At 30.4% G+C, this 17,116-nt stretch carries 13 protein-coding genes; all 13 read right to left on the minus strand.

The features are described from left to right. Positions 1-723: cation transporter (locus FAY47_RS06480; RefSeq protein WP_243129563.1), on the minus strand; the 723-nt coding region annotated here is incomplete at its 3' end. A 316-nt stretch (positions 724-1,039) separates the two neighbouring features. Next, on the minus strand, positions 1,040-3,397 hold the full coding sequence (locus FAY47_RS06485; RefSeq protein ID WP_143315851.1) for a glycogen/starch/alpha-glucan phosphorylase: 2,358 nt from the start codon (positions 3,395-3,397) through the stop codon (positions 1,040-1,042). Further along, positions 3,390-4,898, minus strand: coding sequence for a 4-alpha-glucanotransferase (gene malQ / locus FAY47_RS06490; RefSeq protein WP_143315853.1), 1,509 nt, complete (start codon positions 4,896-4,898; stop codon positions 3,390-3,392). The genes FAY47_RS06485 and malQ (FAY47_RS06490) overlap by 8 nt, the downstream gene beginning before the upstream one ends. Positions 4,899-4,916: 18 nt before the next feature. After that, positions 4,917-7,070 (minus strand): TIM-barrel domain-containing protein, encoded by a 2,154-nt coding sequence (locus FAY47_RS06495; RefSeq protein WP_143315855.1) that lies wholly within the window; start codon positions 7,068-7,070, stop codon positions 4,917-4,919. Between the two features lie 7 nt (positions 7,071-7,077). Continuing rightward, positions 7,078-8,091, minus strand: a complete 1,014-nt coding sequence (locus FAY47_RS06500) for a LacI family DNA-binding transcriptional regulator (protein WP_143315857.1) — start codon at positions 8,089-8,091, stop codon at positions 7,078-7,080. Positions 8,092-8,248: 157 nt separating this feature from the next. Continuing rightward, positions 8,249-9,133 carry an ABC transporter permease subunit gene (locus FAY47_RS06505; protein WP_143315859.1) on the minus strand — a complete coding sequence of 295 codons (885 nt, stop codon included), beginning with the start codon at positions 9,131-9,133 and terminating at the stop codon, positions 8,249-8,251. Further along, the gene (locus tag FAY47_RS06510) at positions 9,134-10,063 is read right to left on the minus strand and encodes a sugar ABC transporter permease (RefSeq protein WP_143315861.1); all 930 of its coding nucleotides are present in this window, start codon (positions 10,061-10,063) and stop codon (positions 9,134-9,136) included. Between the two features lie 61 nt (positions 10,064-10,124). Beyond that, positions 10,125-11,327, minus strand: a complete 1,203-nt coding sequence (locus FAY47_RS06515) for a maltose ABC transporter substrate-binding protein (RefSeq protein ID WP_143315863.1) — start codon at positions 11,325-11,327, stop codon at positions 10,125-10,127. Positions 11,328-11,535: 208 nt separating this feature from the next. After that, positions 11,536-12,486, minus strand: coding sequence for a helix-turn-helix domain-containing protein (locus FAY47_RS06520; RefSeq protein ID WP_143315865.1), 951 nt, complete (start codon positions 12,484-12,486; stop codon positions 11,536-11,538). Positions 12,487-12,509: 23 nt separating this feature from the next. Next, positions 12,510-13,619, minus strand: coding sequence for a sn-glycerol-3-phosphate ABC transporter ATP-binding protein UgpC (gene ugpC, locus FAY47_RS06525; RefSeq protein WP_143315867.1), 1,110 nt, complete (start codon positions 13,617-13,619; stop codon positions 12,510-12,512). Positions 13,620-13,749: 130 nt separating this feature from the next. Continuing rightward, entirely contained in the window at positions 13,750-15,246 is a 1,497-nt protein-coding gene (gene malQ, locus FAY47_RS06530) for a 4-alpha-glucanotransferase (RefSeq protein WP_143315868.1), read from the minus strand. A gap of 177 nt (positions 15,247-15,423) precedes the next feature. Continuing rightward, complete coding sequence (gene ribE / locus FAY47_RS06535; protein WP_143315870.1) at positions 15,424-15,888, minus strand: 6,7-dimethyl-8-ribityllumazine synthase; 465 nt, start codon at positions 15,886-15,888, stop codon at positions 15,424-15,426. An 18-nt stretch (positions 15,889-15,906) separates the two neighbouring features. Continuing rightward, positions 15,907-17,106, minus strand: a complete 1,200-nt coding sequence (locus FAY47_RS06540; protein ID WP_143315872.1) for a bifunctional 3,4-dihydroxy-2-butanone-4-phosphate synthase/GTP cyclohydrolase II — start codon at positions 17,104-17,106, stop codon at positions 15,907-15,909. Between the last annotated feature and the right edge of the window lie 10 nt (positions 17,107-17,116).

Below are 17,116 nucleotides of genomic sequence, written 5' to 3' on the forward strand. Positions count from 1 at the left end.
TACTCTAGTTATAGAATCTTCAAAGTTATATTCTTCCTCTATATTTTTAACTATAGTATAAATTCTATCATTGATCTCTTCATCTGCAGAACTATTAATGATTTCCTTAAAACTTTTATGAAGCATAATTATAGGAACTCTTATAAATAGTATTGATGAAATTATAACCATTAAAGGATCAACGTATTTAGTAAGATGAGATAGTGAATTCATTTCTAAAACTATAGAAACTATAAATCCACAAAGTACTCCAATACTTAAAAAAGTATCCATTAACCATTGATTATTTTCTGCCTTCACTATATCAGATGGTACATTTTTTCGCATTCTATACATAATAACATATACCAATGCACATCCAACTGATGATATTAATGAATATCCTAATGCTAAATCTGCATCCACAGAATTTCCACCTTCAATAAATTCTTTAATTCCATTAATAAAAGTCAAACTACACATGACAGCTAATACAATTGAATGAAAAGCTACCATGATAGGTTCCAACATTCCCTTACCAAAAGGAAATTTATCAAAGTCTGTTTTTTCTATATAATTAGTTATACCTATTGATAACATAGATAATAATAAACTTATTAATGCATATAAGCCATCAAACATAATCATGCTTGAGTTAATTATTGTCCCCCATACTATCCCAAGTACAGCAAAAAACAATCCACCTAATGCTGAAAGTTTTAGTATGTTTTTTTCCCTTTTCATTTTTTCACCTCTATCAAATTCTTCTAATATAATTATATTATTTAAAAATTCAAGGGACAACTGACTAATATATGGTGTTTTTTATACTAATAACGGTTATTCTTTATTGTGGAACTTTTTTCATAAAGCACATTAGTACTTAAATTGTTACTTATTAGTACAATTTAATAATATTTCATTCTCTTTTTTCCGTTTTAAATTTTAAGTTAACTCATTTTTAATTTCAAAGTTCTAAAATCTAATTAACTAAAGAAGCTCCCATAATTATTAGGGAGCTCCTTTATATATATTAACAACAAATTAAGGGGAAGCTTTATTATAATGACTTTCTTTCTACCATCCAAATCTCCCTAGCGTACTCTAATATTGTCCTATCGCTAGAAAAAATTCCTGCATTGCATGTATTTAAGAAACATTTCTTTGCCCACTCTTCTTTATCCTTATAAGCCTCAAATACCTTATCTTCAGTTTCCTTAAAACTTTGGAAATCAGCTAATAAATAATACTGATCCCCTTCTTCTAATAGAGAATCGAATAAATCTTCGAAATCTCCACTGCCTCCATCATCAAAAGTTCCATCTACTAAAGCATCTACTACTCTCTTTAAACTTGGATTCTTTTCATAATAATCTTTTGGATTATAATTCTTACCAAGCTCTTCTATATCTTCTACCTCTAATCCAAATATAAAGTTATTTTCTCTTCCACTTTCATTCACTATTTCAACATTAGCTCCATCCAAAGTACCAAATGTAGGTGCTCCGTTTAGCATAAGCTTCATATTTCCAGTACCTGAAGCTTCCTTACCAGCAGTTGAGATTTGCTTTGAAATATCTGCTGCTGGACATAATTTTTCTGCATAGGATACTCTATAATTTTGCACAAACACAACCTTAATCTTTCCATTAATGGTTTTATCATTATTAACTAAGTTTGCTATTTCATTAATAAATTTAACTATTGCCTTTGCTCTCTTATAACCAGGGAATGCCTTTGCTCCAAACAAAAATGTTATTTTTGGTATATCCATATTAGAATCTTCTTTAACTCTATAATAAAGGTCTAGTATATAAAAAGCATTTAACAATTGTCTCTTATATTCATGTAGTCTCTTAATTTGAATATCAAATAGTGAATCTGGATCTATAGTAACACCTTCATTTTCTTTAACATATTCAGCTAACTGCTCTTTCTTTTTATGCTTGATACTCATAAACTTATTTAATACTGACTTATCATTAACATACTTTTCTAAATTCTTTAATAATGAAAGATCTCTTACCCAATCTTCATTACCTAAAACTTCTGTTATTAATGAAGATAACTCGGGATTGCAAAGTCTAAGCCATCTTCTTGGTGTAATTCCATTAGTCTTGTTCTGGAATTTTTCTGGATAAAGCTCATACCAATTTTTAAGTTCAGTTTCCTTTAATATATCTGTATGAAGTTTAGCTACTCCATTTACTGCTGATCCAACATGGATAGCTAAATTTGCCATTCTAGCTTGCTTCTTATATATTATTCTATAATCCTTAATTGCATTTCCACTATATCCTGCTGCCTTCAATTCAGCTATAAATCTCTTATCAATTTCTTGTATTACTTCTAATATTCTAGGGAATAATTCTTTTATTAAAGTTATATCCCACTTTTCTAAAGCTTCTGCTAAAATTGTATGATTTGTATAACTAAACATACACTTTGCTATACTTAAACTCTCATCAAAAGTTAATCCTTCTTCATCCACTAATATTCTTATTAACTCTGGAATACCTAAAGTTGGATGAGTATCATTTAATTGAACAGCATTTAATTCACCTAACCTTTTGGTAACGGTTCCGAATTTTTCTTTGTGTTTTTTAATTATATCCTTTATTGATGCACTTACTAAAAGATATTGTTGCTTTAATCTTAATAGCTTTCCTTCTTCAGTAGAATCATTTGGATATAATACCCTTGTAATATCTTCTGCTCTATTCTTAAGTCTTATCGCTTCATCATATTTTTGATCGTTGAATAACTTAAAATCAAACTCTTTTAGTGGTTCTGCTTTCCATAACCTTAAGGTATTAACATTTCTTGTGCCATATCCTATTATTGGCATATCATAAGGTACTGCTTTAACATCCATATCCTCAAAATGAATAACCTGAGTTTCTGATTCTTTTCTTATACTCCATGGATCTCCATACTTAAGCCAATAATCCCCATCTTCAACTTGAAAACCATCTTCTACATATTGATTAAATAATCCATTATTATATCTAAGTCCATATCCTATTAATGGAATTTCCATAGTAGCAGCAGAATCCATAAAACAAGCTGACAATCTGCCTAGTCCACCATTTCCAAGTCCTGCATCCTCTTCTATTTCCTCAATCTTATTTATATTTATATTTAGTTCTTCTAATAACTCCCTTACTTCATCATATACTCCCATGCTTATTAAGTTATTACCAAGAGCTCTACCCATTAGATATTCAGCTGAAAAATAATAAGCTTGTTTACCTTTTGCATATAATTCTGTAGTTTCATTCCAATCGTCTACTATATTTTCTAATAAACTTAAAGAGAGTGCATTGAATATTTCATAATCTAAAGCCTTGTCTAAAGTCTTGCCATATTTAACTTTTATCGTTCTTTCAATACTTAATTTTAGTTCTTCTTTATTCATTTTCTTCACACCTTCCATACATTCTTGTAAATTTATATATCTTTTTAGCTAACTCATCACTTAAACTATTTTTACCGATTCTCCACTTCCAATTTATCCCAAGAGTCGAAGGTAAATTTGTTCTTGCTTCATTTCCTAAATTTAGAAAATCCTGCATAGGTGCTATTGCCACGTCAGCAATACTTGCCCAAATTCCTCTTATGAAGCCCCAGTTGCATCCTTCTTTTCCGTTTAAGCCCAAATATTTTTTTGCTCTTTTTGTTTCCATCTTGCTACCTGTTTTTTCATACCACCCCAAGAAAGTGTCATTATCATGGGTACCAGTATATGCAATACAATTTTTAATATATCTATGTGGTAAGAAATTATTGTCAGGTTTCCCATCAAAAGCGAACTGTAATACCCTCATTCCTGGGAACTTACTCTCCTTTAAAAATTCTACTACATCATCAGTTAAATATCCTAAATCTTCAGCTATTATATTCAATTTTCCAAGTTTCTTCTCTATTGTATTAAAAAGATCAATTCCAGGGCCTTTTACCCATTCTCCATTTATAGCAGTTCTTTCTCCATAAGGAATCTCCCAATAAGATTCAAACCCTCTAAAATGATCAATTCTTAAAATATCATACAGTTTTAAACTTTCTTTTATCCTCATTATCCACCAACTGTAATCATCCTCTTTCATATGATTCCAGTCATAAATTAAGTTCCCCCATAATTGTCCTGTACTAGAAAAAGCATCTGGAGGACATCCTGCCACAACTAAAGGTTCCAATGCATCCTTATCAATCTTAAAATTCTCAGGGTGACTCCATGTATCTACACTATCTTCTGCAACATAAATTGGTATATCTCCTATTATCTTAATTCCAAACTTATTAGCATAATTCTTTAATTTCTCCCATTGCTCATAAAATAAATATTGTATAAATGACCAATAGTCTATATCATCTTTTAATCTTTCCTTATACGCATTAACCGCTTTAGGTGTTCTCCTCTTAATATCCTCATTCCATTTATACCATCCCTTTAATTCAAAATGGTATTTTAATGCCATATATAAAGAGTAATCTTCAAGCCAAAAGGATTTTTCTTTCTTAAATTCTTCAAACTTCTTTTGAATTTCAGGAAATCCTAATTTTTTATAATTGTTATATGCTTTTCTTAATACATTAAACTTTGATATAAATATTTCCCCATAATCAATAGAATCTCTATCTAATCCATAACTCTCATTTTTATATTCTTCTTCTTTTAACAGTCCTTCTTCCTCTAAAATACAACAATCAATAAAATAAGGATTTCCTGCAAAAGCAGAGAAGCATTGATATGGTGAATCTCCATATCCTGTATGACCTAGCGGAAGCATCTGCCAATATTTAAATCCTGCCTTTTTTATGAAATCTACAAATTTATATGCTTCTTTTCCAAAAGACCCTATTCCATAATCATTTGGAAGTGAAGCAACATGCATTAAAATCCCTGCACCTCTGTCCATATCGCCTATCCTCCTATACTATAATTCTCTTAAAATGGTTTCTTTTCTTCCTTCTAAGTCATAAATAACTACATTAATTTTCTTCAAAGCAGTATTTTCTGCTTTTTCTATTTTCAACTCATATTTATTACTTATCTTTTCTATAACTACTTTAACTAAATTGAATTTATTCTTTTTGCATTCTTTTGTAATTCCATCATCGTCATAAAGAGTATATTCTGCTTTTTTATCTACAAATGCAATTAAATTCAATTCTTTTAAAGATAAATCTTTAACTTTATTTTCACTCTCAACCAACGGTAATATCCTGTTTTTTCTTACAAAAAATATAGTTTCTTCCAACAAACAGTGAAAAAATTTACTTCCTTCATTGCAAACTTCGAATAATAACTTTCCTTCATGATTTAATTTGCAAAGAAGCATTTTTTCTGGCAGATAAATATACCGTCCCTTTGAATTTTGCTTATACATAGGCGCTATCATAAGTGAATTTCCTAAAATTAGTTGATCTTCTACCTCTTTAGAAAATTCATCTTCATATTCAAAAGTTAATGGTTTAAAATATAAATCATTATTTTTTATACACTTCATAAGTTCACTATACAAATATGGAATTAGTGAATATCTAAAGCGTATTATATTTTTAATTATTTTTGTTGTTCCTTCATCAAATGCATATGGTTCTTGTGACCTTGACCATCTTGATGTATGATTCCTATATAAAGGAGTAAATAGACTTAATTGATTCCATCTAATTAGCAAATCACTTGTAGTATCTCCAGCAAATCCTCCAGTATCAGAACCTATAAACATAAATCCACACATATTTAAAGCTGGCAACATTTTCATAGTTAATTCTATGTGTTCCCACCAAGAAAATGAATCTCCTGTCCACATTCCACCATATCTATGCATTCCTACAGAAGATGCTCTCGAAAATAATAAGAACCTTTTATTTTCATCTATATTTTCCAAACCTTCATAGGTTGCCTTAGTCATATTTAATCCATATAAGTTATGGACATCATAATGATTTATTAGCTCTCCATCCACGTTATGATATATACTTTTGTAATCATCTATAGAATTAGCTAGTTTATTAAAATTATCTTTAAGTTCAAAATATGAATATACGTCTATATTCTCCTTCTTTATCTCTTCTGCTCTTTTAAAAGCGCTTTCTAAACCCTTATCAGAATAAAACAATGCTGGTTCATTCATATCATTCCAAAAGCCTTCGATTCCTTTATCAGTTAGTATCTTGTATTTTTCTCCAAACCATTTTCTGGCTCTTGAGTTTAAAAAGTCTGGTAAATGCACCTTTCCAGGCCATACTGCAGTTACAAATGGATCACCATCCTTATCAGTACAAAAATATCCTCCCTCTACTCCTTCTTCATAAATAGGATATCCTTCTTCTACCTTTATCCCTGCATCAATTATAGGAATAACTTTAACTCCTTCATCCATGCAATCATCTACTAAGCCCTCAAAACTTGGAAAGGCGGTTCTATCTACAGTAAAATCTTTAAATCTTTCCATGTAATCTATATCTAAATACAACATTTCTAGAGGAATATCATTTTCCTTAAACTTCCTAATTACTTCCCTAGCTTCAGTTTCAGTTCCATATCCCCATCTACTTTGTCCATAACCTAATGCCCATTTTGGTGGAATATAGCTTTCCCCAATTAGCATTCTAAATTCCTTTACTATATCATTCAAACTATTACCTTCAATGATATATAACCCATAATTTTGATTTTCACAAGTAATCTTTATTTTATTGTGATCTGTATATCCTATATCGAATATGACTTTTGAAGGACTATCTATAAATATCCCAAAGTTTTCTTTTCCATGGACTACAAAAAAATTATGAGCTCCATATAAACTTCTTTTATTTGGTGTATGGCTATATTCGTCAGTACAAAAGCTCTCATATATCCAACCTCTTTTGTTAAGGCCTCTTACATTTTCCCCTAAGCCGTATATTATATCATTATCAGACATGTAGTAGTTTAAATTTCCATCTTCATCTATATCTAAATACTTTAAGCTATAACTTCTATCAGTTTTAATCTTATTAGTATCTAAAATTACCGCATCAGTATTTATTGGGTTTCCAATAATATATCTTATTACATTTTCATCTATTTTTAATCCATTCACTCTACACCTATCCTCTCTTTATATATTTACAAGACGCTCTCTTAACAAGCTCTGTATTAAGAACAATATGTTCATGTTCTAATTTTCCATTAAGTAGTTCAAGTAAGAGATTCGTACTTTTTTCAGCCATCAATACTTTAGGTTGTTTCATGGTAGTTATTCCTGGATTATAAAATTTACTTATATCAAGTCCATCAAATCCTACCAGTGATATATCTTCTCCTATCTTTAATCCAGAATCAACTATAGCCTTTGCTATCCCAATGGCCATAATATCTGAAATAGAAAATACAGCTGTTATATCCTTATTATTTTTAATAAATTCCATCATTACCTTATATGCTTCTTCAGATTTATAATCTCCTACAAGCATATTATCTGCATTAAATGGAATGCCAGACTCCTCTAATGCCTTTTTATAGCCTTTAAGTCTATTCCAACTTATTCCAATATCATTTTCTTCACCTATCATAACAGCAATATTCTTATGTCCAAGTTCTATTAAGTATTTTGTAGCCTTATATGCAGACTCTATATTATCAATTCCTACAGAAGAATAGCCACTTTCGCCTAATTTAAAATTTGCTGATGTAAGTACAACTGGGACTTCTAGAGAATTTACACTATCTTTACTCACAGACTCAAAATTTACTCCAAGGCAAATAACCCCTTGTAATCTCTTTTCTTTAATAAATGATTGTAATGTTTCAAAATCATCACCAAAAGTAAAATCATTTTGTTGAAGCACCATTGTATATCTTGATTTTGAAATATTTTTCCCTATTACATTTACCATTTCTGAAAAGAATGGATTAAATACACCTTTTACTAAAACCCCTATATTATTTGTATTATTTTGTTTAAGTATCCTTGCACTATTATTAGGAATATAATTACTTTCTTTAATTACTTCTAGCACCTTTTTTCTAGTACTCTCCTTAACATCCGTATGATTATTAAGTACTCTGGATACTGTACTTACACCTACACCTGACAATCTAGCTATATCTTTTATATTCATTGAAATTCTCCTTACCTTCCCTATTTTCGGGACTTATCCCGGTAACGTTACCGTATCTTGTGATATAGAAATTCCTATTTTTATAATAGGAATCTCTATATTCATTCAATTTACTTATAAGTTACTTGAGGAATCTTATATATTTTAATGTTTATTTTTAACCTTTTACTGCACCAGCTGTTAATCCCTTTGCAATAAACTTTTGAAGCGACAAGAATAAAATTACTACAGGTGTTGAAGCCATAATAGCTGCAGCTGAATATTGAGTCCAGTTAGCTGAGAACTTATCTCTTATAAACTGTTGCATTCCTACTGCAATAGTTTGAGTTGCCTTATCCTTTAATAATGCAGAACTTATCATAAATTCACTATATGCTGAAATAAATGCAAATAGGAAAATTACTAGTGCCATATTCTTTATTAAAGGTAAAATAATTTTTATAAACACTTGAAATGTTGTGGCTCCATCCACATAGGCTGCTTCTATAAGCTCTGTTGGTATACCATCCATATACCCTTTCATTAACCAAATATTGTACGCTATTCCTGTACATAATAATATAGTTATTACAAAAAGATTATCCATACCATTATGATTATACGCAATTCTTAGTATTGCTGGCAATGCCATTGCTGTTGGAAACATTTGAAGTATTAATAAAGCCATTAATCCTTTACTCCTAAATGCAAACCTTAATTTTGAAAATGCAAAGGCTGCTGGTACTACTAATGCTAATTGTATAAACGCTGCTGCAATACATGTTATCATTGAATTTAAAAGCCATTTTAAAAATTGAGTATCTTTAATAACTTTTGTATAGTTTTCAAGTGTCCAACTCTTTGGAAGTAGCGTAGTTTGAGTAAATGAACTTCCTTTGCTAAGAGATGCAAAAACTACAGCCAATATTGGAAATAATACTATTATAAGTGTTAACCATAACACTATTCTTGATACCCAAGCTGATTTTTTATCTGACTTAGTCATTTTCTTTTTATATTTCATGGAAACATTGGTGTTTTCAATACTAATTTGCGCTTGCATCTAATCTACCTCCTTAAATTGTCCTGATACTCTCATCTGGAAGTAAGATAAGACAGCAAGTATTACAAATATTATAATACTTATTGTTGAAGCAATATCAATTCTTCCAAACTGTGTTGATAACTTGTAATTTACAGATGCTAATATATCTGTATATCCGGCAAATTGTGTAGACAGTCTAGCTGGCCCACCTTCTGTAATTAAGAATGCTGAATTAAAGTTATTAAAATTAAATGCAAAGCTTGTTATTAAAAGTGGGTATGCAGTCCTAGTTAGTGAAGGTAAAGTTATCCTGGTAAACTTAATCCAAGTACTAGCCCCATCAACATCTGCTGCTTCATAATACGAATCTGGTATAGCTGAAAGTCCTCCTATGCAAACATTCATCATATAAGGAAATCCAAGCCAAATATTAGCTATTATTATAGCTGCCTTTGCCCAAAATGGATCTGTGAGCCACGGAATTGGGTTAGATATAATATGCATATTAATTAAAATATTATTAATTGCACCATAAGTACCGTTAAACAAACCTTGCCATGAAAGAACTGCAACCGTAACTGGCAATGCCCATGGAAGAATTAATATAGCTTTATATATTCCTTTCTCCTTTATGTTAGGGTTATTTAACAACATTGCAAGAATTAATCCCACTAAAAAACATCCTAAAGTAGATATTACCGCAAACAATAGTGTCCATCCAAACACTGGAAAAAACACATCTTTAAACGGTCCATTAAATACTTCTTTGAAATTTGCTAATCCAACAAAAGAGCTTTCCCCATCCTTTGTATATACAGTCTTATTAGTGAATGAAATCCAAACCGTATATAATATAGGAAGAACTGTAAATACTACGATATATATAAGCCCTGCTACTAAGTATGGAGCAGCCTTAATACTTTGTTTTGCTTTTCCTTTAGCAATCATAACAATTCTCCTCTCAAAATACTAACTTATAAGTACGGAGGGAGTTAATCCCTCCTATTTTCTATTTCATTTGTTTAATTCCTTCTACAACTTGGTCATAGATATTTTTAGCTGTAGTTTGAGCATCTAAGTCTCCAGCTATCATTGATTTTATGTTATTCTTAGCTGGATCCCAAATTGCTTGTACTTCTGGAATATTAGGCATTGGAATAGCATTCTTAGCAGATTCTGCAAAAACACTTATATTAGTATTATTTTTAAATACATCTGAATCTTGTCCACTCTTTGTTACAGGAATTCTATTACCCTTATCTACTAATATTTCAGTATTATTTTCATTTAAATATTTTATTAAATCCCAAGCTTTTTCTTGCTTAGTTGAGTTCTTATTTACAAAAGCAGTTTGAACTCCTAAAAATGGTGTTACTGTCTTTCCTTTTAATGTAGGAATTGCACAAACACCTAGGTCAATACCCGCATCCTTTACTTCTTTTACATTCCAAGGACCCGAAATATAGAAAGCTGTTTTACCTTGTTTAAATTCATCCTTAGCTATATCGTCATTTATGTCTGCAGTCATTAGTTTTTCTTTAGTTACTAAATCCCTGATGAACTGATATCCTGCTACTGTTCCAGGAGTATTTAATCCGATATCTTTAGTATCTAATGTACCGTTATTATTTTTGAATATATATCCTCCATCGGAAGTTATCAATCCATATGTTAAATAGAAATCAGTAACATTAAATTTAAAGCCCTTTTCTTTTCCTATACTTACAACTTCCTCCATTGTCTTTGGAGCCTCTTTAACTAACTTCTTATTATAAAATAACCCTATAGCTTCTTGAGCAATTGGTATTCCATATTTCTTACCATTTATAGTTACTGCATCAATAACATTTTTTGCAGTATAATCACTTTCATTTATCATTCCACTTGGAACTTCTTCTAAAAGATCAGCTTTTTGGAATGCGCCTAAATTGTCATGAGGTGATCCATAATAGACATCAGGTCCAGATGGACTATTAGCTGCTTCTTTATAATCTTGCATCTTACCTGAATCCTCAACGACCTTAACCTCAAAATTATTTTTTTCTCCCCAATCACTAGCTAATTTTTGAATTTCATCATTTTCTCCTGGTTTTAGGTGGGACCAAACTGTTAATTTTTCTTTACCACTGCTCTTGCTTCCACCACATCCTGCTAGCCCAATAGTCATCATAGTAGCCATAATAATCGCAACAATTTTTGTACGTTTACTCATTATTAATTTCCTCCTTGATAATTTTATTAAATTAAAACCCTTTTAAGGTATTTAAACCAATTAATTTCGGAACCGTTTCCAATTTTGAAAATGAATGTTTAGGATGTCTTCTTCTCATGCAATAACTTGTACATTTCTTTAAGAACATCCTTGGTACCGTTTCCAGTTATATTGTACACCTTTTCATTTATACTTTTCAAGTATTTTTTTACATTTTTTCGATTTTTTGTTCTTTCCATAAAAATAGCAATATTTTAAACACTGTTGCCATATTGAAATCTTTTATATCAAAACCCGTATATTTATGAACTTTCTCTATTCTATAAATTAATGTATTCCTATGAATGTATAAAAGTTTAGCACTTTCACTTATATTAAGACCACAATTAAAAAACACATCAATAGTTCTTATCATCTCTTCATCTAATTTACTAAGTCCACTATCAAATTGATCTACTAACATACTTTTTTTCTCTTTATTTATGCTATCGACTATATCCTCAAAAACAAGGGAAGTCTCTCCAAGTATTTCTTTTTTCACATTGAACTTACTAGCTAATGATATTTTTTTAATACACCCATCTACTGCTCTACTTAAATTTTCATAATTATTTACATTACAGTAACTTATTATGCAGTTTTCTCTAAAATTGTATTCTATAGTCTCTTTAATACTAGATGCATGCTCATATTCATCCTCTAACTTTCCTAAGATCAGTATATTCTCCTTATAAACAACAATTGCTATGTTTTCTTCTTTATATCCATCCTGTATTAATGATATGCTTTCATCTATATTATTATTAACACTTATCATAATTAATGTAAATTTATCTATTAAAAATGGATATGCTTCTTCCACTTCCTTCTTTGATATTCCCTTATTTTCTATAATATTTTCAATGACATTACTTTTTTTCTTATTCTCTCTTTTTATAGCATTAATTATACAGTTCTCCAAAAGAGGCAATGCCTTTTCATCTTCTCTACATATTCTTAAAATTAGATTTTCTTCATATACTTTAAACTTTTTTTCTATATAAGCTGTTTTGATATAAAAGTTTGGTGATGTATAAATGTCACCTTTTTCATTTTTTAATTTATAAGAAATCTGTGCAATATCGCTAATCTCTTGCAAAAGTTTATTTATATTCTTCATTTATACACCTCAAACCCCGTATTTTATATTATTCTCAATTCTGTTTCCTTATCAAACACATGAATCTTTTCTGTATTCATATGTAATCTAGCTTTTTCCCCTACTTTCAGTTCTGTTGTTCCTTCCACCCTAATAGTTAAACTACTTCTTCCATCTCTAGTATAAATATAACTCTCTGCCCCCATTAATTCAATCACTTCTACATTGACTTCTATTACTTCTTCTGGATTCTCTTTTATCATATCTATATCATCAGTTAGTGCTTCTGGTCTTATTCCAAAAACTACTTTTTTGCCATCTACCTTACTGTCATTTAATATTTTAGCAGTCTTCTCTGGTAAAAGTATTTTCTGTTCTTCAAAAATAGCATATGCATTATTTTCTTCAAATACCACTTCCCCATTTAAAAAATTCATTTGAGGACTACCAATAAAACTTGCTACAAACATATTAGATGGATAATTATATATATTCTGAGGTGTATCTACTTGTTGAATTACACCATCTTTCATAACTACGATTCTTGATCCCATAGTCATTGCTTCTGTTTGGTCATGAGTTACGTAAATAAACGTTGTCTCCAAACTATTATGAAGTTTTGCAATCTCTGTCCTCATTTGAACTCTTAACTTCGCATCTAAGTTAGATAATGGCTCGTCCATTAAAAACACTTTTGGATTTCTGACTATAGCTCTTCCTAAAGCAACTCTTTGTCTTTGACCTCCAGATAAAGCCTTAGGCTTTCTGCTTAATAGATTCTCAATATCTAATATCCTCGCTGCTTCTTTTACTTTTTCATCAATTTCTGTCTTTGGTACTTTTTTTATCTTAAGCCCAAATGCCATATTGTCATATACAGACATGTGAGGATATAAAGCATAATTTTGGAACACCATAGATATATCTCTTTCTTTAGGTTCAATATCATTTACTAATTTATCTCCAATATATAATTCTCCTTTTGATATAGACTCTAGACCTGCTATCATCCTTAATGTAGTAGATTTACCACATCCGGAAGGCCCAACAAAAACTATGAACTCTTTATCTTTAATTTCAAGGTTAAAATCCTTTACTGCTGTTACATCCCCAGGATATATTTTGTATATATTTTTCAAAGAAAGATTTGCCATAATTTTACCCCCTTAACTTTTATTGCTTATAGTATAACTCAAAATAACGTTTACATCTATTGACAATACATACAAACTCTCTAAAAGTTTTTTGTAAAAACTTCTAAAGAGTCTGTATCGAAATTATATTTTATTCGTTTATTCGTTCATATCTATAATTAAACCTAGCAATTTTATTAACTAGTTCCTCATCGAAACTTTCATCCTTCATTCTCCAGCTCCAATTCCCCCCTAAACTTGATGGCAAATTCATTCTTCCTTCATTCCCTATATTTAAAAAGTCTTGCATCTGAGCTATAGCTATATCTGCTACACTAGACCATATTCCTCTAATAAGCCCCCAATTATAGCCTTCTTCTGCATTTAGTCCTAAATATTCTTCTGCATTTTTCACTTCGTACCTAGACCCTGTTTTCTCATACCATCCTAAGCAGGTATCATTATCATGGGTTCCTGTATATGCAACACATTTATTAATATACCTATGGGGTAAATAATTATTATCACTTGCTCCACCAAATGCAAATTGTAGTATCCTCATTCCTGGGAATCCTGTTTCTTTAATAAACTTAATGGTATCTTTCTCAAGATATCCTAAGTCTTCAGCTATCACCTCAATATCTCCTAGCTTTTTTCTTATAACATTAAATAAATCTTTTCCAGGCCCTTTCTTCCACGATCCATCTTTTGCTGTTTTTTCCCCATAAGAAACTTGCCAATAGGATTTAAATCCTCTAAAATGATCTATTCTCAATATGTCATAAAGTCTTAAGCTTTGTTTTATCCTAGAAATCCACCATTCATATTCTGTACTCTTCATATATTCCCAATTATAAGTTAAATTTCCCCACAACTGTCCAGTTGGAGAAAAATCATCTGGTGGACATCCTGCAACAAATTTAGGTTTAAATGTTTTACTGTCTAACATGAAGTTTTCTGGAACACTCCATGTATCAACACTATCCTCTGCTACATATATAGGTATATCTCCAATGATTTTTATTCCTAGTGAATTGGCATATTTTTTTAAGTTCTCCCATTGATTAAAAAATAAATATTGTATAAATGACCAATATTCTATTTCATCTTTTAATTCATTTTTATATTTATCTAATGCTTCTGTTTTTCTCTCTTTAATATCCTTATCCCAATTGTACCAGCTGCTATAATTAAACTTTTGCTTTAATGCCATATATGTTGAATAATCATCTAACCATAATTTGTTATCCTCTTTAAATTTCTCTACTTTCTCTTGAAGAGTATTCATTTTTTTATAATTTTCATATGCAACTTTTAATACTTTGTATTTTGAAGTATATACTAATCCATAATTAATCCTCTCTTTATTATCATAATAATTTTCTGATTTGTAGTCTTCTTCTCTTAATAATCCGCTGTCCCTCAATTTATCAAAGTCAATAAAATATGGGTTGCCAGCAAATGCCGTGAAACATTGATAGGGGGAATCTCCATATCCAGTGTGCCCTAAAGGTAGTATCTGCCAGTACCTAAATCCAGCTTTTTTTATAGAATCTACAAATTTATAAGCTTCCTTTCCAAATGTGCCTATTCCAAATTCTCCCGGAAGTGAAGCTATATGCATTAAAACCCCAGCACCTCTTATCATACATTTTACCTCCTATTTCTATAATTTTATTAATTTACTTTTCTTGTTCATATCCATAAAAAAAAGCCCATATCCTAAATAGATATATTGGCTTTTCTTCATCTTTTATCCTATAGTTTTTCTATCCCTTTAAACTATAATCTATTTTATTATTCACTTATAAAATTTATTACTACTTTAATTTATTCCTTTTAATAAATTTGACATTTCTATAGCTGTTACTGCTGCATCATAGCCTTTATTACCAGCTTTTGTTCCTGCCCTTTCAATAGCTTGCTCAATAGAATCAGTTGTCAATATTCCAAAAATAACAGGCTTCTCTTCTGATAATGATACTGATGCTATTCCTTTAGATGCTTCTGCACATACATAATCAAAGTGTGGTGTTGATCCTTTTATAACTGCACCTAAGCAAATTATTGCATCATATTTGTTTGTTTTTACTAACTTTTTTGCCACTAATGGAATTTCAAACGCACCTGGAACCCAAGCAACTTCTATATCTTCTTCCCTCACTCCATGTCTCTTTAATCCATCTAAAGCTCCGCCTAATAACTTTGATACTATAAACTCATTAAATCTTCCTACTACTATACCAAACTTTAATCCTTCTGCTACTAAATTTCCTTCAAATGTTTTCATTTCTATCTCCCCTTACTTTTAATAATTTAACATATGACTTAATTTGTCTTGCTTTGTTTTTAGATAAAATTCATTATTTTCATTAGCCTCTATCTGTATAGGAACTCTTTCTACGATTTCCAACTCATAGCCACCCAATCCTTTTATCTTTCTAGGATTATTGGTAATAAGTTTTATTTTCTTTACACCTAAATTTTTTAAAATTTGTGCTCCTATTCCGTAATCTCTCATATCCGCCTTAAATCCTAACTTTAAATTAGCTTCTACTGTATCATATCCTTGATCTTGTAATTCGTAAGCTTTAAGTTTATTTATTAAACCTATTCCTCTACCTTCCTGTCTCATGTACAACAATACTCCTGTTTCCTCCTTAGCTATCATCTTCATAGCTAAATCATATTGCTCACCACAATCGCATCTTTTTGAACCTAATGCATCCCCTGTTAAACATTCTGAATGTACCCTTACTAAAACAGGAGTATCTTCTTTTATTTCACCTTTTACTAAGGCTACATGATGTTCACCATTTAATTTATTAATAAACCCATATATAGTAAAGTCACCATATCTTGTAGGCATTTTTGCCTTTGCAACTCTTTCTATTAACTCTTCTTTCTTTCTTCTATAGGTTACTAAATCTGCAACAGTAATTATTTTTATATTGTATTCTTTAGAAAATTCTATAAGCTCAGGAGTTCTAGCCATAGTTCCATCTTCATTCATAATTTCACATATTACTCCTGCACCTTTAAGTCCTGCAAGCTTTGCTAAGTCTACAGATGCTTCAGTATGCCCAGTTCTTTTTAACACTCCACCTTTTCTGGCTGCTAAAGGAAATATATGTCCAGGTCTTCTAAAATCCTCTTTTTTTGCATCATCTGAGATAGCTTTAGTTACTGTAAGACTTCTTTCAAAAGCAGAAATTCCTGTTGTTGTATCCATATGGTCTATAGACACAGTAAATGCTGTTTCATGGCTCTCTGTATTCTTCTCTACCATCTGATTGATATCTAATTCCTTTAATCTCTCTTCTTCCATAGGCATGCAGATTAATCCTCTAGCATGCTTTGCCATAAAATTTATTATTTCTGGCGTAGCTTTTTCAGCAGCTACTACAAGATCGCCTTCATTTTCTCTATCTTCGTCATCTATAACAATTAACATTTTACCTTCTTTAATATCTTCTATAGCTTCCTCTATAGTATTAAATTTATACATATTACTCTCT

It is taken from the genome of Clostridium sp. HBUAS56017 (genome assembly GCF_007115085.1).
GTDB classification, from domain to species: Bacteria; Bacillota; Clostridia; order Clostridiales; family Clostridiaceae; genus Clostridium; species Clostridium cibarium.

Coding starts and splice junctions, on each gene's coding strand:
- FAY47_RS06500 (WP_143315857.1), bottom strand. CDS start 8,091: ATGAATATAAAAGATATAGCTAGATTGTCAGGTGTAGGTGTAAGTACA.
- FAY47_RS06520 (WP_143315865.1), bottom strand. CDS start 12,486: ATGAAGAATATAAATAAACTTTTGCAAGAGATTAGCGATATTGCACAG.
- FAY47_RS06515 (WP_143315863.1), bottom strand. CDS start 11,327: ATGAGTAAACGTACAAAAATTGTTGCGATTATTATGGCTACTATGATG.
- ugpC (WP_143315867.1), bottom strand. CDS start 13,619: ATGGCAAATCTTTCTTTGAAAAATATATACAAAATATATCCTGGGGAT.
- FAY47_RS06485 (WP_143315851.1), bottom strand. CDS start 3,397: ATGAATAAAGAAGAACTAAAATTAAGTATTGAAAGAACGATAAAAGTT.
- FAY47_RS06505 (WP_143315859.1), bottom strand. CDS start 9,133: ATGCAAGCGCAAATTAGTATTGAAAACACCAATGTTTCCATGAAATAT.
- malQ (WP_143315868.1), bottom strand. CDS start 15,246: ATGATAAGAGGTGCTGGGGTTTTAATGCATATAGCTTCACTTCCGGGA.
- FAY47_RS06540 (WP_143315872.1), bottom strand. CDS start 17,106: ATGTATAAATTTAATACTATAGAGGAAGCTATAGAAGATATTAAAGAA.
- FAY47_RS06510 (WP_143315861.1), bottom strand. CDS start 10,063: ATGATTGCTAAAGGAAAAGCAAAACAAAGTATTAAGGCTGCTCCATAC.
- malQ (WP_143315853.1), bottom strand. CDS start 4,898: ATGGACAGAGGTGCAGGGATTTTAATGCATGTTGCTTCACTTCCAAAT.
- ribE (WP_143315870.1), bottom strand. CDS start 15,888: ATGAAAACATTTGAAGGAAATTTAGTAGCAGAAGGATTAAAGTTTGGT.